Origin of the sequence: Bacillus marasmi, from assembly GCF_902168435.1 — a bacterium.
Classification (GTDB): domain Bacteria; phylum Bacillota; class Bacilli; order Bacillales; family Cytobacillaceae; genus Bacillus_BU; species Bacillus_BU marasmi.
Genome location: NZ_LR656176.1, coordinates 1 through 22,758, shown reverse-complemented (window position 1 = coordinate 22,758; position 22,758 = coordinate 1). Strand labels below are relative to the sequence as shown.

The 22,758-nt window shown below is 37.0% G+C and carries 19 protein-coding genes and 1 pseudogene; 13 read left to right on the top strand and 7 right to left on the bottom strand.

Annotation, left to right across the window (positions count from 1 at the left end):
- Positions 1 to 13: 13 nt before the first annotated feature.
- The gene (locus tag FXW34_RS16630; protein WP_147535176.1) at positions 14 to 793 is read left to right on the top strand and encodes a hypothetical protein; all 780 of its coding nucleotides are present in this window, start codon (positions 14 to 16) and stop codon (positions 791 to 793) included.
- A 53-nt stretch (positions 794 to 846) separates the two neighbouring features.
- Here FXW34_RS16630 and FXW34_RS23440 read toward each other — a convergent pair.
- Positions 847 to 1,266 (bottom strand): annotated as a pseudogene (locus tag FXW34_RS23440) (anion transporter); the annotation flags it as partial.
- Between the two features lie 103 nt (positions 1,267 to 1,369).
- On the opposite strand from FXW34_RS23440, the gene FXW34_RS16620 reads away from it, so the two are divergent.
- Positions 1,370 to 1,621, top strand: coding sequence for a hypothetical protein (locus tag FXW34_RS16620; RefSeq protein WP_147535175.1), 252 nt, complete (start codon positions 1,370 to 1,372; stop codon positions 1,619 to 1,621).
- 28 nt (positions 1,622 to 1,649) lie between these two features.
- On the opposite strand, the gene FXW34_RS16615 is transcribed toward FXW34_RS16620, so the two are convergent.
- Together FXW34_RS16615 and FXW34_RS16610 are read right to left on the bottom strand one after the other, a co-directional pair.
- Positions 1,650 to 2,660 (bottom strand): IS1595 family transposase, encoded by a 1,011-nt coding sequence (locus FXW34_RS16615; protein WP_147535174.1) that lies wholly within the window; start codon positions 2,658 to 2,660, stop codon positions 1,650 to 1,652.
- A gap of 49 nt (positions 2,661 to 2,709) precedes the next feature.
- Positions 2,710 to 3,486, bottom strand: coding sequence for an SLC13 family permease (locus FXW34_RS16610; protein ID WP_147535173.1), 777 nt, complete (start codon positions 3,484 to 3,486; stop codon positions 2,710 to 2,712).
- Between the two features lie 257 nt (positions 3,487 to 3,743).
- Between FXW34_RS16610 and FXW34_RS16605 the strand changes: the two genes are divergently transcribed.
- The 6 genes from FXW34_RS16605 (at position 3,744) to FXW34_RS16580 (ending at position 13,625) form a co-directional block, all read left to right on the top strand.
- Positions 3,744 to 5,717, top strand: coding sequence for a sigma-54-dependent Fis family transcriptional regulator (locus tag FXW34_RS16605; protein WP_246141143.1), 1,974 nt, complete (start codon positions 3,744 to 3,746; stop codon positions 5,715 to 5,717).
- A gap of 227 nt (positions 5,718 to 5,944) precedes the next feature.
- Entirely contained in the window at positions 5,945 to 7,879 is a 1,935-nt protein-coding gene (locus FXW34_RS16600; RefSeq protein ID WP_147535171.1) for a hydantoinase/oxoprolinase family protein, read from the top strand.
- Between the two features lie 6 nt (positions 7,880 to 7,885).
- Positions 7,886 to 8,239 carry an acetone carboxylase subunit gamma gene (locus FXW34_RS16595; RefSeq protein WP_147535170.1) on the top strand — a complete coding sequence of 118 codons (354 nt, stop codon included), beginning with the start codon at positions 7,886 to 7,888 and terminating at the stop codon, positions 8,237 to 8,239.
- Positions 8,236 to 10,410, top strand: coding sequence for a hydantoinase/oxoprolinase family protein (locus tag FXW34_RS16590; protein ID WP_147535169.1), 2,175 nt, complete (start codon positions 8,236 to 8,238; stop codon positions 10,408 to 10,410). Before FXW34_RS16595 ends, FXW34_RS16590 begins: the two co-directional genes overlap by 4 nt.
- Before the next feature lie 19 nt (positions 10,411 to 10,429).
- Positions 10,430 to 12,664 (top strand): hydantoinase B/oxoprolinase family protein, encoded by a 2,235-nt coding sequence (locus FXW34_RS16585; RefSeq protein ID WP_147535168.1) that lies wholly within the window; start codon positions 10,430 to 10,432, stop codon positions 12,662 to 12,664.
- 82 nt (positions 12,665 to 12,746) lie between these two features.
- Positions 12,747 to 13,625: a hypothetical protein gene (locus FXW34_RS16580; RefSeq protein WP_147535167.1), complete on the top strand. Its 879-nt coding sequence runs from the start codon at positions 12,747 to 12,749 to the stop codon at positions 13,623 to 13,625.
- Positions 13,626 to 13,673: 48 nt separating this feature from the next.
- Here FXW34_RS16580 and FXW34_RS16575 read toward each other — a convergent pair whose 3' ends face one another.
- Together FXW34_RS16575 and FXW34_RS16570 are read right to left on the bottom strand one after the other, a co-directional pair.
- On the bottom strand, positions 13,674 to 15,203 hold the full coding sequence (locus FXW34_RS16575; RefSeq protein WP_187118997.1) for a class I adenylate-forming enzyme family protein: 1,530 nt from the start codon (positions 15,201 to 15,203) through the stop codon (positions 13,674 to 13,676).
- A gap of 157 nt (positions 15,204 to 15,360) precedes the next feature.
- Complete coding sequence (locus FXW34_RS16570) at positions 15,361 to 16,038, bottom strand: uracil-DNA glycosylase (protein ID WP_147535165.1); 678 nt, start codon at positions 16,036 to 16,038, stop codon at positions 15,361 to 15,363.
- Positions 16,039 to 16,257: 219 nt separating this feature from the next.
- On the opposite strand from FXW34_RS16570, the gene FXW34_RS16565 reads away from it, so the two are divergent.
- Positions 16,258 to 17,130, top strand: a complete 873-nt coding sequence (locus FXW34_RS16565; RefSeq protein ID WP_147535164.1) for a DegV family protein — start codon at positions 16,258 to 16,260, stop codon at positions 17,128 to 17,130.
- 172 nt (positions 17,131 to 17,302) lie between these two features.
- Here the strand turns inward: FXW34_RS16565 and FXW34_RS16560 are convergent, their stop codons facing one another.
- The gene (locus tag FXW34_RS16560) at positions 17,303 to 17,593 is read right to left on the bottom strand and encodes a hypothetical protein (protein ID WP_147535163.1); all 291 of its coding nucleotides are present in this window, start codon (positions 17,591 to 17,593) and stop codon (positions 17,303 to 17,305) included.
- A 322-nt stretch (positions 17,594 to 17,915) separates the two neighbouring features.
- Here FXW34_RS16560 and FXW34_RS23435 point away from each other — a divergent pair, with 322 nt between their 5' ends.
- Complete coding sequence (locus FXW34_RS23435) at positions 17,916 to 18,413, top strand: hypothetical protein (protein ID WP_246141131.1); 498 nt, start codon at positions 17,916 to 17,918, stop codon at positions 18,411 to 18,413.
- A gap of 72 nt (positions 18,414 to 18,485) precedes the next feature.
- Positions 18,486 to 19,436 carry a TRM11 family SAM-dependent methyltransferase gene (locus tag FXW34_RS16550; RefSeq protein WP_246141129.1) on the top strand — a complete coding sequence of 317 codons (951 nt, stop codon included), beginning with the start codon at positions 18,486 to 18,488 and terminating at the stop codon, positions 19,434 to 19,436.
- A 512-nt stretch (positions 19,437 to 19,948) separates the two neighbouring features.
- On the opposite strand, the gene FXW34_RS16545 is transcribed toward FXW34_RS16550, so the two are convergent.
- Positions 19,949 to 21,094 carry a helix-turn-helix domain-containing protein gene (locus FXW34_RS16545; protein WP_147535162.1) on the bottom strand — a complete coding sequence of 382 codons (1,146 nt, stop codon included), beginning with the start codon at positions 21,092 to 21,094 and terminating at the stop codon, positions 19,949 to 19,951.
- A 171-nt stretch (positions 21,095 to 21,265) separates the two neighbouring features.
- Between FXW34_RS16545 and FXW34_RS16540 the strand changes: the two genes are divergently transcribed.
- Positions 21,266 to 22,006 (top strand): uracil-DNA glycosylase family protein, encoded by a 741-nt coding sequence (locus FXW34_RS16540; RefSeq protein WP_147535161.1) that lies wholly within the window; start codon positions 21,266 to 21,268, stop codon positions 22,004 to 22,006.
- A 15-nt stretch (positions 22,007 to 22,021) separates the two neighbouring features.
- Positions 22,022 to 22,507, top strand: a complete 486-nt coding sequence (locus FXW34_RS16535; RefSeq protein ID WP_147535160.1) for a DUF6241 domain-containing protein — start codon at positions 22,022 to 22,024, stop codon at positions 22,505 to 22,507.
- The last annotated feature ends 251 nt before the right edge of the window (positions 22,508 to 22,758 follow it).

Genomic DNA, 22,758 nt, shown 5'->3' with positions numbered 1-22,758 from the left:
AGGGGATCAACTTTTGCCCAATTACAATTTTAACAAAAGCTTACATACGCTCCGTAAAATCTATTCCGATAATCTGTCGGTCACTTTGATAGCAGAGGACATCATTTATTGCTCGATCACAGATGACGCAACAAACATTAAAAACAAAATGCAAGAGCTTGATTTTGATTATTTAGGAGTGGAGTCCGGTGGAAAGTTGGTTGGTTATATAATTAAAGATGAACTCACAGATAATTCTATCTCAGACCATGTACACACTTTTACAATGGCAAATCTTGTGTCAGAATCAACTCCTTTACTCGAACTATTACATATTTTGAAAGAACAGCATCCCGTCTTTATTTTAGAAAAAAATCAAGTCAGTAAATTAATCACGGTTGCTGATTTACAAAAACAGCCGATCCGAATGTTAGTGTTTGGTTTGATATCTTTGTTAGAAATGGAATTGGTGCAGTTGATTAAACGCACTTATCCTGATGAACAATGGAAAAACTGCTTAAGTGAAGGAAGAATAGCGAAGGTAAAAGAAGTACATGAAATGAGGAAAGAGAAAAACGAGGGCTTAGCACTGATTGAATGTCTGCAATTATCAGACAAAGGTACAATTATTAAGAAAACTCCCCAACTTAGTGAGCAATTAGGTTTTGTTTCAAAGACAGAAGTGGGGCGGTTTTTTAGGTCAATTGAAGAATTACGGAATAATACTGCTCACTCACAAGAATATGTGTATGAAGATTTTAATGAATTTCTGGAAAATATCAATCGGATTGAGGAAATATTGAATTTAATATAGACAAAAACAAGACTTGTAAAGAGGACACAGCAATAATGCAGTGTCCTCTTTTTTTATAAGATACCAATCATGTATTGAACCAATGCTAAAATAACTAGAAATGCAAAGTTGTAGATGCTGAATTTCACAAAGTATAACTTGCTCTGAGCAGGGTTAGCTTGGCTGAAGAGCTTGTAGGAAATCACGCTTGCTAATGAAGCGACAATCGTACCAAGACCGCCTATATTAACACCCACTAATAAAGGTTTCCAATCGTCAGTAAAGCTTGATAATAAAATTGAAGCAGGCACATTGCTAATAAATTGACTCAATATAATGGAACTGAAGTATACCGATGTGCTGTCCTTCAAACCTGCGCTAGCATAGGTTTGAACAGAATGTAAATTTGATAAATTTCCGATAGTAATAAAGAAGCAGATAAAAGTGATTAATAACAAGTAGTCAATTTTATATAATGGCTGTTTTCGTAAAGTTTGTGGTTTTTGGATATAAAAAAATAACTGAGAATTGACAATTTTCCCCTTTGGTGTAAAATTACACTAAAAGAAAATTATTTTTTAAGGGAGGGTATACCAAATGAAAAAAATTATTTATATCATTCAACTTGTTATAAGTTCATTGGGCTTTTTATTATTTTCATTCTTTAGTGGGATTGTGGGAAGCTACGCAATTGAAAACAAGAAACACCCCTCAATATTAGACAAAACTATTTATGCCTTTGATTCATCTTCCTATCCTTATTATGCTAGTGTGTTTTTACTTTGGTTTTTAATTGTAATAATTGTTCTGGTTATTCAGCGAAAAAGAAAAATCATTCCAACAAAATAGTCGTCAATTGACGGCTTTTTCCCTTTTATTAAATACTTCTTAAAACATTGACTGTTGTATAATTGGATTTTTGACACGCTGAAATAAGCATTTGTTCTACTTGTTTTTCGAATGCTAAATTCTTCCCTAATTGAAGCCAACGGAACCAGTAAAGGTAGTTATCCAAGTATTTAGTTGCCACACCTTGAAAACGGTCCATCCAATCTTTTAAACGATGATGAAAGTTATTTACGTGCTGGATATGAAATATTCCCTTCTTTACGCGTTGTTTTTGTCTCTCGTTTATAGCTTCGTGTTTCAAGCCTTTTATTTTGGCAAACTTCTTGTAATTCGTTGCTGTATCTGTGCATAGCAAAGCAGACGGGTTAATATACCCGCCAATCACAAGGTCTATTTCTTCTGCTCTAACACGCCCTGTACCAGCTTTTCGAGCAACTGCATTACCATTACGGTCTTGGGCTACAACAACTGCAATTTTAAGGTTTGAAACCCCTCTTTTGGAGTCTTTACCACCACGTTTTTTGGGGTCTCTATGGGTAATTTTTCGCTTCCCTTTCATCGACTCTTTAAAGAATGTTTCATCGCTTTCAACAATTCCTTTGAGCTGTTCAAACCCAAGACTACCTAATGAGTTCAAAATTTTGTGTCTCCAGTAGAATGCAGTAGAGATGTGGATTTTAAGACGTTCAGCAATTTTAGGAAGTGTATATCCTTCTACCATCATTTCAATATATTTCACCCATTTTTCTGGGTAACGAGAACCTGAAAATGGCGTGTTCGTCATATCATTGAATGTTTTCCCACAATCATTACAAAAATAGCGTTGTCTTGTACGGTATTTACCATTTCGCTTTACCGATGAACTTCCACAATGAACACAACCTATACCTGAAGCAAAACGAGATTCTCTAATAGTTTTAAGCAACTCTGTAATTTTGTCTGGTTCATCCGGAAATAAGTCTTCTTTCATAGCATTGAACAATGCAATTTGTTCTGATTTTGATAGTTCACCGAACTCTTCATAGATGTCTAACCACATAGTTGAACGCCTCCTGAAACCGTATTATATCAACACTCTATTAATATGGTCAAGAAAGCAACAATCTATACGAAAACAGCCTATATAATAGACTCCGATTCAACCATGTGATAATAAATAGGGTAACAAAAAAAGCAAACAAATGGTTAATCACGCCAAAAATGGATGCAATAATCACAATAAGCAATATTCCCCAAATGAGTGCTTGATTTCGATTATCAATAATAATGGCTGAAAGATCAACGTCCAGTTCGGTTTTCGGAAGTCGTTTTAATGAAAATAAAAGCATACCAATTCCAACAACTGCTATGAGTAGGATGGCTGAAAAAAACGGCATTGCCTTTAATTCAAAATAAGAATAAATAAATAGATTTTGTGGATTTCCCATCGGTGTTAAGCTACTACCAATATTCGCTGCAATTGTTTGTAGAATTACTGTCTCCATCATATTCAAGCTGGTCTTTTTACTAATAATTAGCGTTAATGGTACAAACGTAAGCAATGCCACATCGTTTGTCACGAACATTGAACTTACGAATGACAAAAAGATAAGTACAGCTGAAACTGTTCTACTATGACTACTTTTGTTTAATATGTCGATAGCAAACTTATCTAATACCTTTAGTTCTTCAAGTGCTTTAATCACAATCATTAAATTAAATAGACTGACCATCACTTCTAGATTAATATATTCAAGTTTAGGAGTATTTACAAAGCTGGTTGAAATTGCCAATAATAGGGAAATTGTAAATACCATATCTTTTTTTAAAAAATTAAAATTTACATTAAATCTGTTTTTAGTTTGTGTGATAACTATTTCTTTCATTTTTGGCCACCAATTGTTATTTCAAAATCTGTTCTTCTCCAAAAAATAACGATAAGACGTATCGCAATCTCTGTCAATCATTATTTTTAAAAGAAGTTTACATTGCTAACTATTACTAGCATATCTTGTATTTTGCCAACCAATATGATATATTTTGAATAATCAAAAAAGTCAGAATAATACTCCGTTTGGCTACTTCCTTTTAATTCCACTTGATATGAATAATTGATAAACGAGGAGGTATTTATTTGTCAGAGGTGTTGTTTCAAAAACCGCAAATCTCGATTCCATTTGATGAATTTATTAATTCTATTAAAGATTCGTGGAATGGGTTTATTAATAACGGTGATAGGCCGAAAAAAATTCTTTCATCTGATATTTTATCCTCCTGGGAACGTTCCTTGGAATATGGAGTCGACCCTTTTCAAAGCTGTATCTCCAAAAGTTTAAGAGATCAAGACTTAAAAATTGAACGTGAAAAAAATGAAAAAATGCTAAAGTATGCACACCCTGTTATGAAACAGCTCCAACAAGCCATCGAGGGTTCTAATTCAGTGCTAACGATATCTGACAAAAATGGATATGTTCTTGAAATGTACGGTGATAAATATACGCTAAAGGAAGCTTCGAAAATAAATTTCTATCCTGGCGCTCCATGGAGTGAGGAAGAGGCAGGAACAAATGCAATTGGCACAGTGTTAAAGGAGAAAAAACCAATACAGATTGTCCACACAGAGCACTTTTGCACAGGTTGGCATGATTGGACGTGTGTGTCTTCTCCTATTTTGAATCCGCTTACAAACGAGTTGATGGGCGTAATAGATTTATCTGGTAAATGGAAGGGTTTCCCTCAACACACACTTGGCATGGCCATTAGTATGTCGAGCATCATTTCTCAAAGAATTGAGAGAAAGTTTTTAGATGAAGTGAATCAGTTAAATCCCTTTCTAGTAACGGCAATTTGTTCTATCGATGAAGGTCTAATGGCGGTCGACTTAAATAAAAACGTCATAAAAACAAATGAAGTGACTAATCGTATTTTTGGAAAAAAGGTTCAAAATTTAACGGGTTATCCATACTTAGAAATTCTTATTGAAAAAGTAATGCACGGCAATGAAAAATTTTTTAAAAAGGAAATAAACATTAATCAGAAGAAATATATTGTATCCATTTATCCAGTTAACGTCGATGGCGAAAATATTGGTGGTGTAATCGTCCGCTTAAATGAATCAAAGCTGAAATCGAAACAAGCAGAAAAAACTACCAATCAAACAATTATTCAGAAAACTGACTATAATCTTGAGGATATGATAGGTTCCTCTCACCAATTTCAACTTGCAGTACATAGAGCGCAAAAAGCGGCAAAAGTTGATTCTACCCTACTCATTACAGGTGAAACAGGTGTGGGTAAAGAAGTGTTGGCCCAAGTAGTCCATAGTCAAAGCGACCGGAGTGAACATCCTTTCGTCGCAGTAAATTGTGGCGCTATTCCCAGAAATTTAATCGAAAGTGAACTTTTCGGATATGAAACAGGCTCTTTTACCGGAGCACATCAAAAAGGTAAAAAGGGTAAATTTGAGCTCGCACATAACGGTACTATTTTTCTCGATGAAATAGGAGATATGCCGATAGATGTTCAAGTCCATCTACTCAGGGTTCTAGAAGAAAGAAAGATACAAAGAATCGGTGGTGACCAAGCCATTCCAATTAATGTAAGAGTCATCGCTGCGACGAATAAAAATCTTCGTGATGCTATCAAAAATGGCGAATTTAGAGAGGATTTATTTTATCGCTTGAAGGTGATTAATATCGAAATTCCTTCTTTAAAAGAGAGAAAATCAGATATTCCGCAACTCGTTCATCATTTTATCAGGAAATTAGGGGATCAGTTTAGAAATGAACAGATTCACATTGAGCCAAAGGTTATTGAAGTATTACAAGAGTACACGTGGCCGGGAAATATCCGAGAGCTAAAAAATGTTGTCGAACAAATGTTGTTTAATATGGAAGGTAATATGATCTCCGTCAGTGATTTACCTGATGAAATTGTTAGGGAGAAAATAACTAGTGAAAAAGAAGATTTTATTCAAGTGATTCAAGAAACGAATGGAAACATGGGTGAGATTGCAAAAAAACTGGGCATCTCAAGAGCAACTCTTTATCGAAAAATGAAAAAATTCGGAATTAAAAGTAGCCATGTTAAAAATGGTATTAATATTAATCATTTCTAAAAATTCTGCCTCTCACCAAGAGGCGGATTTTTTTTGCGTAAAGACAGGCGAGACAAATGAGACTTTTGAGACAAATGAGACAGAAATTGTCGCAATGATACAAAAAGATAATGAGAATCTTTCGGTAAAGCTTGAAATATAGCCATTTTAAGTTTTGGCATGGATATTGCATATATAAAAAGCGAGGAGGATAAAAAACAATCACTTATTTTGAAAGGGGAAAGCAGATGAGCGTATTAATGACAATTGACAACGGCGGAACATTCACGGATGCATGTTTAATTAAAGGAGACAAAATTGTCCGCGCCAAAACATTAACAACACCCTATGATTTAACAAAATGTTTTATCGACGTGATTAGCCGAATATCAGAGGAATTATATGGTGAGCCAAATATTCGAAAACTCCTCCAGGAAACAGAATATCTTCGCTATTCAACTACAGCAGGCACAAACGCAATTGTTCAAAAAAGAGGTCCGCGGATTGGGTTAATCATCCGAAAGGGGACAGATACCTCCTCTTTAGTGGATTCAAAGGAAAAACAAGAAATGTTTAAAGCTATGGTCGATGGACGAATCGTTGAAATCGATCCAGATAAGGAACAGGAAAATCTTGAAGCTGAAATTGTTAAAGCAGTAAATACATTATTATCTCAAGGGGTCAACCGACTTGCTATTAGTTTTACTGGAAATACCCTTTCAGAAGACGAAATAAAAGTGAAAAATATCATTTTACGGAAGTATCCTCGCCATTTATTAGGTGCTATTCCAATGATTTTTTCGCACGAGGTAGCCGAGGATAAAAATGATAGTCAAAGAACATGGACAGCGTTAATCAATTCTTTTCTTCATATGGAAATGGAGAGATTCCTATACAACTCTGAAAACTTCCTCCGAGAACATCGGATGAAAAATCCATTACTTATTTTTCATAATGATGGAAACTCAGCAAGGGTGGCTAAGACAACTGCCATTAAGACATATGGATCTGGCCCACGTGGTGGTATGGAAGGGACAAAAGCGATTGCGCAACAATACCAAATTCCAGCTTTATTAACTTTAGATATTGGTGGGACAACATCCGATATTGGGCTAGTAAAAGAAGAAAAAATCAAGGTGGATCGCTACGGACATATTGAAGGAATTCCAACCTCGTTCTCCTTGAGTGATTTGATCAGTATTGGAGCTGGTGGAAGCTCAGTGTTCTCGGTTAAAAACCAAGAACTTCAGGTTGGTCCGGAGAGTGTTGGCGCTGTTCCAGGTCCTGCATGTTTTGGAAGAGGAGGTCAGGAAGCGACGGTTACCGATGCTTACTTCTTAATGGGGGTTCTTGATTCTAGCTCCTATTTCCGTGGCAGCATGACTTTAGATGAAGAACGTGCGAAAAAAGCAGTCATTGACAAAGTAGCAAGACCACTAGGTATTGGCCTTGAAAACGCATTAATTCATATGGAAAAGCAATATTGCCAAAAAATTGCAGACGGATTATCAGTCTATCAAAAACAGGTTGATGAAGTTACTTTACTCGCATTCGGTGGGGCAGGACCGATGAGTGCTTGTGGCGTTGCTGAAGCAGCGGGTATTTCTAACATTATCGTACCACGCTTAGCTGCAGTATTCAGTGCGTTTGGAATTGGGTTTAGTGACATCGCTCATGAATATCAAACCTATTTAACTGAGACTACCGAACAAGTAATAAATGAAAAATTAATCGAGTTAACTGAAAAAGCAGAACGAGATATGTTTGCGGAAGGCTTTAATATTTCTGAGTGCCGTCGAATCTCCTATGTTAGTTATTTTTCAGAGGATGAAGAAAAGATTGTGAAACTAACAAATCTTAAAGACGCGATTCGGGAAATTGCTGGACAAGCGGATATTCGCTTACATCTTAAAGTTGAAAAGCCGATTGTTCACTTTAAGTTTGAGGAAAGTCAATCAAATGAAACGAAAGAGTTAACCCCTATTCGTCACCAACAAATTATTAATGAGAATATCAAATGGGAGGACGTTCCAGTTTATTCCTTTGAAGAGATTTCACCTGGAACTAAAGGCGTTGGTCCTGCGTTAATTGAAGACGAATACTTTACTTGTCGGGTGTTGGAAGGTTGGGAGTTTGAAGTAAATAACTTTAAAGATATCTTTTTATCGAAAAAAGGGGAGTGAAAACAGATGAAGGAAAATATGACAGAATATCTGGCCATTGATCTGGAAACTGAAAAATGGGTTTGTCGGAAATGCGAGCATAACATTGGTCCAGCCCGTGAGAACTATAAAGAAGGACTACTAGTCCACATTCGCGATCCTCGCGAAATCCATAAACCGATTATTAATCCTGATTTATATGAATATACCTATTCACCGGATCCAAATTGGCTCCGAATCATTGAATACTATTGCCCTAACTGCGCTACACAGGTAGAAGTCGAATATTTACCTCCTGGACATCCACCGATTAGAGATATGGATTTTGATATTGATGCATTAAAAGCACGATACAAAAATAGAAAGGGGCAAAATGTATGAAACAGGTAAGTGTTGATATTGGTGGTACTTTTACTGATTGCTTTTTAGTTTGGGATGAAACTCTAATTGAAACTAAAGCATTAACAACGCATCATAATTTAGCTCTTGGTTTTATGGATGCTCTGGAACAAGCTTGTGCCGAGTTGGGAAAAACTATCCGCGAAGTCTTGTCCCAGCTGGACTCAGTCCGTTATGCAACCACGCTTGGTACGAATGCCTTAATTGAGCGAAAAGGACCAAAAATTGGTCTATTAACTACAGCGGGTTATGAGAGTCAAGTTCCTTTAAGCCGTGGTCGTGGTTATGGGGACGGTTTGATTCCAGAGGAACAGATGGACCTTCCTGCTGGACAAAGACCTGAACCATTAGTTCCTCCAAATATGATTGCGGGTGTTCGAGAAAGAATTGACTATAACGGCAAAATTAATATGCCTTTAGATGAAGTACATTTAAGAAAACAAATTCGCAAGCTTGTCGACCGTGGTGCTCAAGCGTTTGTTGTCGGCTTAGTGAATTCAGTTGTTAATCCCGTTCATGAGCGAAGAGTTGAGGAAATCATCCTTAACGAATATCCTACCCATATGCTTGGGTCCATGCCGGTTATTCTATCACACCAAGTAGCAGAGCGAAAAGGAGAATACGTACGTATTACTTCTTCCATACTAGATGCCTATTTGCATGACCAAATGTATCATGCTTTAAGCTCACTCGAGATGACTCTCAAAGATTATGGCTATAAAAAACCGATGCTAGTTGTTCATAATATTGGTGGAATGGCACAACTAAATTCAACACACGCTTTACAGACTATTCATTCAGGACCAACGTCGGGGATTAATGCCTCAGAGCATTTGTCTGAGGAGTTTAATGTAGGACACTTAGTTGCGATGGATATGGGTGGAACAAGCTGTGATATTGGGGTTGTTGTTGGTGGCGGAATCAGATTCTATGACTTCAATCCAATCATTGACCGCTGGCTTGTCAGTGTTCCGATGTTACACCTTGGAGTCATTGGAGCAGGCGGTGGTTCGATTGCTCGATATGATCAAACGTTAAACCATATTGAAGTAGGACCTTCAAGTGCTGGTTCTGAACCTGGTCCTGCATGTTTTGACCGAGGTGGACTTGACCCTACAGTTACGGATGCTGATTTAGTGCTCGGTTACCTCGATCCAGGTTACTATGCCGAGGGTCATATTAACTTAAATAAAAAACGCTCAGAGTTTGCCATCGAAGAGGCAATTTGCGATGAAATGGATTTGTCTATCGTCGAAGCTGCGCTTCAAATTAAGAAGAAAGTAGATTCTAACATGGCACACGCCATTTTTAAAGAATTAGGTGTTAAAGGATATGATCCAAAGAACTTTACATTGCTAGCATATGGCGGAAATGGCCCTTTACATTGCTGCGGCATCGCAAAGGTACTCGAAATTGATAAGATTTTAGTCCCTCCGTTTGCACCGATTTTCTCTGCTGTTGGAGCGGGCATTATGAATCAGGTAAATATTCATGAACGATCAGTATTTATGAATATTTATGACTCCAACACGCGCAGTTTATTTAACGATTTTAATCGTTTTAATAAGATTGTCGAAGAGCTTGAACAAGAGGGTAAGGAAGAGTTAATGCGCCAAGGTATTTCCGAGGATCAAATCTTATTCCGGTTAGAGCTAGATATGCGCTATGGAAACCAGTTAACTCAAACTTCTGTTATTTCTCCTGTCAATCGCTTAACAAACTTAGCTGCTGTTATGAAACTTGTTAACTCGTTTAGCGAAAACTATGGGGAACGTTTCGGAGAGGGAAGTCAACAACCGGAGGCTGGAATTCGGATTAATACAATTCGCGTTCTGTCTTATGTTGAGTTGGAACAAGTAAGATTCAAGAAAGCAGCAGATGTCGTTCTCGAAGCTCCTGCACCTAATAGTGTTAGAGATTGCTACTTTGTTGATTTTGAACAGCCGTTGGAAACTGCTGTATACCGTTCTGAACAATTACAGTCCGGAGTAGAAATTCAGGGACCTGCAATTGTTGAATCTCCGCGAACTAGTTATTTAATTGAACCTGGGTGGAAGCTGGTAATGGGAGAACAACGTTCAGCATGGATTTTAAATACTGAAAAAACGGGTACGAAAATCGTCAATAAAGCTGAAACACAAGCGAAAGCCTAATATAAAGGAGTGGGGCATAATGTCTGTAGATGAGTTGAAAAGAGAACAGGAGCTTGTTGAAAAGTTTTTAAAAGATACTACACTTTTTCTAGGACCGGATCCAAGAAATATGCAGGATCATACGCTTGAGGAAATTACTGAAAGAGAAATCGAAGCGATTAAAAAGGTGAATGATCCTTCCATTCTAAGTGTGGCTCGGAGTAAGTTGTTGGCTGGAACGAATGAAGCATTTGAAATGCTCGAGCAAATTGGTGCAGCACCAGGTGCAAAATGGGGTGACTTAGTCTGTGGTATTTTTACCGCAAAAGGCGACCTGTCAATTGTTAGTTCAGGAGGGGTTCTCATTTTTGCTGGTTGTACCCAATATGGTGTGAAGCATATTGTTCAAAACTGGCTTAATGATCCTGAAGTTGGCGTAAAACCTGGTGACATCTTTTATTATAATGATGCACGTTATGGTGGCGTTCATAATACTGACCAAAACTTGATTTTACCTGTTTTTGAGAAGGGAGAATTAATTGCTTGGATTGTCGCTGTTGTTCATGAAGGAGAGAACGGTTCCATCGAACCTGGTGGTATGCCTTCAGCTGCTGAATCGGTTTATGACCAGGGCTTGATGATTTCTCCGATGAAAATAGGTACGAATAACAAGTTGCACAAGGATTTGTATACGTACTTCCAAAACTCTGTTCGTGAACCGAAACTGATGATTACTGATATGAAAGCAAAGCTTCATGCTGCAAGACGTGTTCATCAACGAATTGAAGAAACAATTGCTGAGTATGGTGTAGATACGGTTATCTCAGTTTTACGTAAAACACTAGATGATACGGTGGAAGAGGTAAAACGTCGTCTTTCTCAATGGCCTGACGGTACTGTAAGTACGATGGGCATTGCCGATGGTACTCTTCGTGAAAATATTTTAATTAAAACAAGTCTAAAAATGACTAAAAAGGGTGATGAGCTAACCTTAGATTTCCGTGGTTCAGGACCTGCGTTTGCGAATCGTCCAAACAACTCTGTTTTAGGGGCAATGAAAGGCATGATGGGACAAATGTTCTTATCGTTTGTTTGGCCTGATTTACCTCGTAACCAAGCGGTAATTGCACCGATGAAATTTGTTGTAGATGACCACTCCATTTACAATGCTGCCTTTGATGTGCCTAATGCGCAGAGTATGATGACGTTCTTCCCGGCATTTACAGCGGGGCAAATGTGTGTAGCTAAATTTTTATATAATAGCCCCGAAAAAGCCACTAAAGTAGTTGCTCCATGGTACAACATGATTCAGACATGTATCTATGGTGGGGTAACACAACATGGTGAAACGGTTGGAAACTTGGCAGCTGACTTAAACGGTATGCCTGGCGGAGCAAGGGATGGACTGGATGGAGAACACTCTATCGCACCCATTTTTGCGGCAATGGCTGAGCAAGGAGAACAGGAATTGATCGAAGAAGAAGTACCATTAATGCAGTTGTCTAGAAGAATTATGAAGGATAATCAAGGCTTTGGTAAATACAGAGGCGGTCAGGGATATCAAATGTTCTTAACCGTAAAAGATTCGCCATTCTTCGGATTTATGACAACGACAATTGGCTCTAAATATCCGACCACTTATGGATTGTTTGGTGGCTATGCGTGTCCAACCTATCCGCTTAGTAAGGTAAAAGGTATTAATATTTTTGACATTATGGAAAAAACACCAGAGAAAATGGTTTTTACCGTTGAGGAAGTGATGAATAATCGTCCATTTGAAAACGGAATCTATACGACCCAGCACACAGGTCTTCAATATGAAAAGGTTGAAGAAGGGGAGCTATATATGATTACCCAGGGTGCAGGAGGAGGATATGGTGACGTACTTGATCGAGACCCAGAGCTGGTGATGAAGGATGTCGAAGAGGACTTAATCTCGCAAGATACTGCTAATAATATTTATAAAGTGTTCTATAATTCGGAAACACTTGCGCTTGATATCGAAAAAACGGAAGAGGCTAGAACGCAAGAAAAAGAGGCACGCCTTAAACGCGGAGTTCCTTACTCAGAGTTTATTAAGAACTGGGTAACAGAAGAACCAGCAGAACATCTTCCATTTTACGGGCGTTGGAAGAATGAACAGGTTATTTATGCTGGTTCACCAAATAATAAAATGTCTGCAGATAATATGCATCCTGTATTCATGCCAGATCCAAAAGAAGTACGTATTCAAAAGCTAGAAGAAGAAATTAGAATGTTGAAAGGGCAAATATAAATCGAATAAGCTATTTCTGATAAAAGGAGAGTCAGCTTTTTGGAGCTGGCTCTTCTAGATTATTTTACTGGGAGGGAAAATAATGAACGTAGGATCATATGAATCTATTTTTACTTGTATTAATGAAAAACAGCTTACTTTAATAGATTTTACGGATTATGCAAACAGATTATTAAACAATGGTAAAAAGGACCTTTATCAAAAGCCGGATCTGTTTATTTCTATTTTTACTCAAGCGGAAAGATTACTTAATCCCGATGTATTAAATATCGATGTAAGTTCATTTTATCAAGTGTATTTGGAAAATGAACAAGTATTTGTTCAAAGCATTAAAAGTAAAAGACTTCCTGTGATTATGAAAAATATATTAGCACAGGAAAAACCAAAATCCTTGATAACCGAAATTATTAATGGGTTAAAGTCATTGTCAAAAAAACCAGTCGTAATATCAATCGATTCCCCGCAAAAATGGCTACAGGAAGCTTCAAAGTCTGTAAAGGGTGAAGGAGAGATTAGTTTATCTTTGGATGAGATCGAACGTGCTTCCATGTATATTGCGGAATTTCTGCGCTCCTTTTCAACCCTTAATATATCTGCAATTGTTATTAAAGAGAGCGAAAATACGATTTTTACCCATGATGAATTACTAGAGAGGTACCAGCCGATAACAAATGTAGCAAAGCATTATAAATGGTCATTAGGATTGCAAATGGATACTTGTTTAAATCCAACAGAAATTAGGAAGCTGGTTGATTTTTGTCTCATTTCTTCACTAACATTCCCTGAGTTAACCTCTCTTTGGGAAGAAGGTCAGGCTATTGGTGGTGGACTTGATCAGAGATTTTGGGAAGGTCAGATTCAGACAGGCACTATTCCAAAAACCGGGTTATTATTTGGTAAAATCCCAGCTGATGCTGAGCCAGAAACAGTACTATCGCAAATACAAAATTTACGTAATTAAAAATAAGAAAAAACTGTCGTTGAATTGATTGGACGACAGTTTTTTTGTTCAGTTAGGTTGATATTTTTTCCGTAATTCATTCTTTTGAACTTTTCCAATCGATGTTCGTGGAAAATCATCTACAAACTCATAAATTTGCGGGACTTTAAAGTAGGATAATCGATCATTACAATATTGGTTGAGTTCTTCAATTGTAAGTTCTATACCATCCTGAGTTTTGATGAATGCAGCTACTGCTTCTTCACGTAAAGAATCCGGAACAGCTATCACTGCACAGTCTTCAACCTTCGGGTGGTTTCGGATGACATTTTCAACTTCGATAGAGGAGATGTTCTCTCCAGCGCGTTTTATCATATCCTTATTGCGATCAACAAACCAGATATACCCATTGTCGTGATAATATCCATTATCGCCTGTATAGAGCCATCCATCTCTAATTGTCTCTTGAGTCGCTTGTTGATTTTTATAATAGCCTTTCATCAATGAAGGCGACTTAACAAGGATTTGTCCAATTTGACCTGGCCCAAGCTCGTGACCGTCATCGTTAATAATTTTTATTTCATGACCAACCGCAGCTTTTCCGATAGGGACAATGCCTGTTTGTTCGTCTATTATTCTTTCATCATATAGTGGGGTTACAATTGATGTAGTAATCGTTTCGGTCATACCATACCATTGAAAAAGTCTGACACCAAATCGTGCTTCAAATTGCTGTAATTCTTGATAAGTGACAAACAATCCATATCCAGCCTTTTTTAGTGAATGATTCATCTCGTTAGGGCGGTAATTATTCTGAAGGAGCATTTTAATAACAGTTGCTACTAAACTTGTGATGGTAGGTTGATAGCGCTCAACGTCGTCCCAGAAGGAAGAGGAGCTAAACCTTTGCTTAAGGATGATTGAGCAACCAGCCACAAGAGATGCCATTGAGGTGTAGTATTGTGAGTTTGCATGGAATAACGGTAGGAATATTAAATATCTATCATTTGGAGTTAACCATTGATTTCTAACAGATGTTTCTCCTGCGAAAAGATAATTTTCGTGGGTTATTTCGACTCCTTTTGGTTTGGAGGTTGTTCCAGACGTATACATCATGCAGCACACATCTTGACTATCAACGGCATCATGATGACTATCATTAGAATATCCTTGTAAAATATCCTGCCATTTATGATTGATAATTGTTGTAAATGATAATGGCTTAGCTTCAATTACGTTGTTAATTTGATCTGTAAGAAGAGATTCCTCAGCAATAAATCCAACTGAGTCAGAATGGTCAATAAAATATTCAATTTCAAAAGAGGTAGATGCTGTATTTATAGGTACGAGGACTGCTCCTATAGCGCCGCAGCCAAACCAAAAATAATAAAACTCAGGAGTATTATTTAGGAGAATCGCCAGTTTATCACCTTTAGCTATACCCTTCGTTTTAAGGAAATGCGCTGTTTGATTGACCCGCGTTAGTAGTTCTTCATAGGTAATAGCTTGGTCTTCATAGTACAGAATAACCTTTTTTGGATGTAAGGTGCTTTTTTCCTTAATTAAATCGTACAGAGTTCGATTGCCTGTAATGATCAACTCGGCAGCCTCCATTCTTATTTTATTAACTAATAAAGCGCTTACATTTAGGTGTTACTAAAACATATATGACAGATAAACTTATTTTCGCAGACTATAGTCTAATTGTCAATATATTTTGAATATTATGTAAAAATAAAGATGTCTTATTTTTATATTAAAGATGATTGGTAATTTCCCAATCTATCTCCCCACAACCCATCTCTCGTAAAAAGGAATTAGCTTTTGAAAACGGTTTGCTGCCAAAAAAACCTTTGTTTGCTGACAAGGGGCTTGGGTGTGGAGATTTAATAATTAGATGCTGTGGTGCCGTAATCAGGTTTTCTTTTTTTTGAGCAAAATTGCCCCAAAGGATAAACACTACAGGTTTTTCACGGTTATTCAAGGTTTCGATAACTCTGTTAGTGAAATTCTCCCAACCAAGTGCTTTATGTGAATTTGGTTTCCCCGCTCGAACTGTTAACACTGCGTTAAGCAGCAATACACCTCGCTGCGACCATTCCCCCAAATAGCCATGGTTAGGCATTGGACATCCAGCATCAGCGTGAAGTTCTTTGTAAATATTTTTCAATGATGGGGGAATGGCAATACCTGGTTTAACCGAAAAGCTAAGTCCGTGGGCTTGACCAGCTCCATGATATGGATCTTGGCCGATGATGACCACTTTTGTATCATTGTAAGAAGTATGTTTTAGTGCATTGAAAATATCATGTTGCGCTGGGTAAATTACGCTTGAAACATATTCTTTCTTCAAACTTTCTCGTAATTGCTGATAATAAGGCTTACTATATTCCTCTTCTAGCAAGCTATCCCAATCATTTCTTAGAATCTCCATGTTCACACACTCTTTCTTTTCATTTCAAAGTGAATACCTATTATTATAGTTGTAGATGTATTAGCTATCAATTGTTGAAAGGGTATCAGAAAATATGCCTATTAATCTCACGAAGATCATTATTGCTAAATATGTAGAAAATGTCACAGTAAATTATTTAACATCTGTATTAAGATGAAAGGAGTGCAAGTTATTTGATGTACTAAATGGAGGAAATAAATGATCAAAATCTTAGCTGACTCTACCTGTGATTTATCAACGGAGATTTTAAAACAATATAATATAAGCCTAGCGCCATTAACGATAAATATTGAGGGGAAAACATATAGAGATCGCATCGATATCCAGCCAGATGAGTTCTATCAAATGATGAAAGGATTATCCGAATTTCCGACAACAGGTATGCCGAGTCCCTCAGAATATTTAGCTATTATGAATAAAGCCGTTCATGACGGTTATAAGGAAATTCTTTGTATCTGCATGTCGAGTGGAACGAGTGGAGCCTACCAATCTGCGGAATTAGCGAAGGAGTATTTTTATGAGGAAAATCGAGACTCCTCTGTGAAAATTTATATAGTCGATTCAAAATCAATGAGTCATGGAAGTGGTTGGTTGATATTGAAAAGTGCGATGCTTCGTGAAGCGGGAGCAAGCTTTGACGAAATCATCCGATTCAACGAACAGTATAAAACAAATGTAAAACACTTTTTATCTGTAGATGATTTAAACCATTTAATTAAAAGTGGTAGACTGACAAATGCAAGCGCTTTTATTGGTAAGGTACTCATGCTAAAACCGATTATGACGATGAAAAACGGTAAAGGGGCAATCGTAGCAAAAGAACGTGGCCGGAACAAAGTGTTAAAGCATTATGTAAATGAATTTGTTAGCCGAATTGATAAAAGTATTACCGATTTCGTTATCATTGGGTATACCTCTGATCGCTTAGTTGCACAAACGTTAAAAGAAAAAATTCAAACTGAAACTGATTTTTCTGGCGAGATTCATATTATGCAAATGGGAGTGTCAGTTGGAACTCATGTTGGCTTAGGGGCCATATCAATGTTTTTTGTTGAAAAGAAAAAAGACTAGGCAACATAAGTATATGTATATTAAATACAGCGCTCCTCGGATCCAAAGGAGCGCTGTATTTCTGCAGAAGGCGGCTGCAGTATTGAGGAATTATATGAAGTTTAACTTTGCAAAATGTGTTTCCATCAAAAATGAGTTCATCTATCCCTCCTTCCTTATTTGGAGTTTTATATTAATCACCTGGACCTATGAACAATTTCGATTCCGGAGAACGGACTCTAACTTTTCTCTTCACTTCCTCCAAATGAATTCGGATTAGACTTGGAAGCGGACCAGCCTGTTTAAGGCTTAACCTTCCTTGTATCGCCAGCTTCCTGGTTGCACTCTTCACTTTCTCAGTCATTCTCAACATGGTCATGACTTTAACCGTTGATAGAACTTTCCGGACAAGCTCCTTGGCATCAATTTCTTTCACACTCTTCGTAAGACTAGGAACCTTTCGATGTAGCAAAAATACTCTCATACAATCACTACCTTTCCGAAAAGAGTTAGGGTGCAATCCCTGTATACTTAATAATTCAACTCTTTATTCATATTTCCTTTACAATTAACCTTTGTTTCAATCGTCATTTTCTTATAGAATTCAAGCAAAATCTATAATTACTGCATAAAGAAACCATTAATAGTTAGCAATAAATACGGAAATCTGCTGTATCTTGTTGGAAAAAGAAGAATGTATTGGTCTAGCATAAATGTATTTATGTATTTTACAAAAATAGGATATTCTGAAACTATTGTAAAAATGAGTCGTATAGTATGTTAAGTTAAAGTAACGGGGTGAGTCTATGGAGAAAACAAAAAAAGTGATTGCTGGAATTGTATCGACAGCGTTGTTGCTAGCAGCTGCTAGTTGCGGTAGTGCGATTCAGGAAGAAAGTTTTGAAGAAGAGGAATACGGTGATACATACTCATCAGAAACAACGCTAGAAAATGAAGGTAATGCAGTAACTCTTAATGATGACCAAGACGATTTACTTCCAATTCCTGAGGACGAAGCTTGCGCCGAATGGGAGTGGGACTATGATGACGGTGTTTGGGAATGTGAAGATAGCAACTCATCCTTTTTTGGTCATTACTTTTATGCGGGTACCTACTACAACAACAAATCCAATCTGTATAACAGTTCTGCATACATAGATTATCAAAATAGTGCTGAGTATAAAGGGACAAAAGGCTCGACTAACTCTACCAACTTAACGACATCTAGTAGTACAGTATCGAATGGGACTGTAGCCAAAGGGAGCTCCGGATTTGGAAGTAGTTCATCCTATTCAGGGGGTTAAAATTTTGGACTATCCGAAATAATAGTTAAATATTGTTATCAGCATAATTAAGAACACAAAGGATGAACGTATTTGGATATAATCAATAATCAAAATGTAAACTATTTATATACTTATGCAAGCTATGAAGATGAGCGAGATTTAGTGAGTTTAGAAATGCGCTCGCTTTTCGGAAAAGATTCGCAAACAGGAGTCATTGAAAGTGCTGTGAAAATTAATCCGAGTAGAAGCCCCTTTATTAAGGAAAGACTTGAGATAATTTTAGAGGCATTAAGCTTAGAGGAACTGGTAAGCAAAGTACAAGAACTAACACCGATTACTGAAACATATAAAGTCAAGTATATAAAAAGAGGAAGCACTGGAAAGGCAGATGAAGCTGCAAGGCGCCGGAGAATAGAGAAGGAAATCGGTTTAAAGCTAAAGGGTGTTGCGGACATACATAATCCAAAGCAAGTGTACGGTGTGATAACCATTGGGGATAGGTGGCTGTTCGGAAAGTATGAAAAAAGTGAATCCGTTTGGTTTCGGCACCAACAGAAGCCACACAGTTACTCGACTGCGCTTAATACACGCGTGGCGAGAGCAGTTGTGAATATAGCGATTCCGAATTCGAAGGGTATTAAGGCCATTGATCCTTGCTGTGGGATAGGAACTGTCCTCGTTGAAGCCTTATCGATGGGAATCGATATTGTCGGTAGTGATAGAAACCCGTTAATATTAAAAGGAACTCGAGAAAACATCGCTCATTTCGGTTACTCATGTGAGGTGAAAAAGATGGATATCCGCGATATTGACGAGCAGTATGATGTGGCAATTATTGATTTACCATATAATTTATGCTCGGTCATTACCGAAGAAGAGCAGCTAGAAATGATCCAATGTGCTCGAAGTTTCGCAACTAAAGTTGTTGTGGTTACCGTGGAGCCTATAGATAAAATCCTCGCTGAAGCTGGTTTTTCAGTAGTAGACAGAGCTGTTGTAAAAAAGGGGACATTTTCACGAGAAGTGATTGTATGTCAGTAAAGAGATTTTTAAGGATGAAAAGAAGCTGGAACAAAACTAAATTGTCCGCTATTAAAACTAAATGATTAAAGATCAGTGTTGATTTTCATCTAGGTTTGATAATAAATAAGCGGAGATTTTCCCGTTATTGTATATAAGGAGGGCTAATTGAGCTGAAATAAGCGGAGAATTTCCGCTTAACCACTCCCAAAAGGACAAAATCCTGTGATTTTTATGAAATAAGCGGAAAAACTCCTGTTATTATTAGGGAAATATGGGTATTTCCCAATATAAGCGGAATTCTTCTGCTTATTTACAGACACAAGGAAATCAAAATTTGGGTTAACAGACCCACATGTGAAAAAATTTATCCACAGTTATTTTACGGTAGTGTCAATTAAAAAGGAATCAATATAAAAAATCGAACTGCCATGCGAAATTCTAAGTTAGAATTTCGCATGGCAGTTCGGTTTTTTTTCTGAAATATTTATGTCCCAGCCTCTTTTGTGTTATTTTTACAAGCTTGCCTAAACTCAATCATCAAAGGTTAATAATGTTAAAACACTACTGAGTTTTTCTGGATTGAAAATGGATTGTTCGTAAACCGTTTCATGTTTTTCAGCATCTTGGACCCAGCAGGATGCGGGAACGTGTCCAATTCGTATTTCCTCTATAGTACTTGGATTACTAAAAAAGGTTGCCGCAATACTACTTGAATCTACAACCCCTTTTTTGATTTGTCGCTCTCCCTGGAAAACTTTTTTCACTTCGTTATTTTCTGATTGAACTACTGCAAACTTTTTATTATCAATCTCAACGATTCGGTTTAATAGGAAAAATAATGATACTTCATATTTTTGTGCAAGGTTTTTTAGTGTTTCAAAATTTACAGCTTGGTTGGTTATATCATTTTTTAGTTCACGATGAGGAACAAGGAGATTTGAAGCAAATTGGTTTGCTTCGATTTCTTCAAAGTCCTCAATAAGAATGGTAGAAGCACCTAGCTGAATGTCTGACTTTTTCGTTTTGATTTTTATATTATCGGAATGTATATATTTTCTCTTTAAATAGTTAGGTTTTAAATGCCAAGGTATCAAATAATGTCCAATTAATGCTGCTAAAGTAAATTTTCTTCGCTCTAAATGTGGGACTTTACTATCCAAAACAATAATGGGGTAATCTCCTTGAATGAGCAGTCCTTCGGCTTCAGCTAATTCTTCCTCGACAACCTTAACTCCTAATTCTTTTGCAATGATAAACACATCAACAGGTATGCTATGACTTGATTTTTCCGTCAATAAATGATTGGCGTAATCTGCTGGATTTTCAAATAGTTCATTAAGCTTGATTTTTCGCCCTGATGCCAAAAATGCAGCATATTCAACAAGTTTTTCCTGTTCAGATACTGGTAGGGAATGAAGGATTTTTAGGAAAACACGGTCGGACATTAACAGTGTGTTTTCTTCTCCGACAATTTGTTCTCCGTTCATTAAATATTCAGTTGTGGTGGTAAGCGCAAATGCTAATTTTCTTAATGCCTCATATGAAGGTCTTCGTGCCCCGGATTCATATTGGCTAATAGCAGGTGGTTGCAGTCCAACCATTTTCGCTAATTCAGTCTGAGACATTTTTAATTCTTTTCTTCTATTTTTTATTCTTTCTCCGATTGAATTGGGCATTTTATAATCCTCTTTTAACTATATGTTATAAAATAACAATAACATATGGGAAAGTGGTTGACAATAATCGAGAAAATTGGTTATATTATTTACAAGACTTAACACTTAGGCAATTTTATTTGTTAACTGATAGCAAAGATTATAGAGATGTAACTAATAGGGGGAATTGGCATGTATTTTAAGCAGTATGAAAAGGCGTTAACAGAATTACCGGTAAAAGATACATACGATAAAACGGAATTAAGGACGGAGAAATTTTTGTACGCAAAAGAAGGGGATGTCGAGGTTTTCTGGGCTCCGTTTGAATACATAAATGAGGACGCAAAAGTGATTATTTTAGGAATAACACCTGGGTGGACACAAATGGAACTGGCGTTTAATTATGTCCGACATCACCTCAACAATGAGCCTTACCAACAACTGATTTGTCATGCGAAGGACAATGCAAGCTTTGGTGGAACGACAATGCGAAAGAATTTAATTGATATGTTGGATGGAATAGACCTACAACATTATTTAGAGATTGATAGTTGTGAACAGCTATTTAACGAAAAACATGATTTGTTACATACATCTTCAGTACTGCGTTACCCTACCTTTATTGAAGGAGAAAATTACACAGGTAGTAAACCAAAAATGTTAAGACATCGATTATTTAAAAATATGATTGACGAGCTATTGGTTCCTGAGTTAAATCGATTAAACGATGCCATTATTATTCCGACAGGCAAGGCGGTGTCCGAAGTGTTGAAATATTTAGTTGAAGCTAGAAAAATCAACCATGAGACGATTCTATTTAATTTTCCGCATCCATCAGGCGCGAATGGTCACCGTAAAAAGCACTATGAAAGTAATAAGGATTTATTCGTAGAACAATTAAAAAGACGGAAGCATTTGAAGGATCATAACTAGAATAGGAGGGAGATGATGAATAAAAAGAGGTTTATTATACTTTTTTCTATTTTAATTGTTTTATTTTTTGTTTATATATCCTTCATTTCTTCAAATCAATTGACTGGTAATTCTTCAAGTGAAGAGAGGAAACAAGGTAATCCTATAAAACGAATAATCGAAGATGGAAAGTTTGAAATTTCTAAGCGCTTGTTGGAGTTTCCTGCAGATTTGCGTGAAGATCAAGTGCAATCGGCTATTCATCATATGAGTCATACTAAGGTTTATGCTGAAGAAAAGTGGGGAAGTTTGAAACCTACACAAGAGCGGATTGATCGGTTAATCATCGTGGTCGAGGAAAATCGCGATCAGTACAATCACGCAGAGCTCTATTTGGATATTTTAAAAAATTGGCAAGCTGGTGATTTTAGCCATGCTGTGTCTGATCATAATATGATCTGGAATCTTCAAGGAGGAACAATTGGTGAAGCTACCAGATTGCTAGCTGAAAATGAAGAATAGGAATTTTTGGATTATTACATGCACCCCACAAGCGTTGGGGTGTTTTCTTTTTGTGTAATTCTTGGCATCATAAAGAATTTTAATTAATACTATTCTATTAATAATCAGAAGTGAAAAGCTCATTTAGGAGCATTCCTGTTAGAAGGATTTTCGGGGACTTGAACAACAAAGAGCCCTCTTGGTATGATACGGGGTGTCAAAATCTGCAGAAATTGACCCCTAATTTGTAACCAAGGAGGACTCCATAATGG